We start from the raw sequence: 276 nt of genomic DNA on the forward strand, positions 1-276 counted from the left end.
GTATGTTTTTGGAAAATGAGAGTATAATGGAAGTAAGAAATCCTTTACTGCAAGATAATACAAACAAGTAGCCGTCATCCGGAAAAAGAGAATTTATAAAACAGCTTTGCTTGACGTTTGAATAATGGTATCATTATGTCTGGATGGATGTATTGGTCGTATCCGTAAGTTTGGTGGAGGTGTATGTTTTTTGTCTGAATCCAGCGCAAGAACCGAAATGAAAATCAGCTTGCCTGAAAACTTAGTAGCTGAATTGGATGGTGTAGCGATGCGGGA

The 276-nt window shown here is 38.0% G+C and carries 1 pseudogene; it reads left to right on the top strand.

The window, feature by feature from the left end:
* Positions 1 to 190 precede the first annotated feature (190 nt).
* Positions 191 to 276: pseudogene (gene endB, locus R0K30_RS21765) on the top strand (type II toxin-antitoxin system antitoxin EndoAI); the annotation flags it as partial.

Origin of the sequence: Bacillus sp. SIMBA_154 (genome assembly GCF_046536015.1) — a bacterium.
In the GTDB taxonomy this organism is placed as follows: Bacteria; Bacillota; Bacilli; order Bacillales; family Bacillaceae; genus Bacillus; species Bacillus pumilus_P.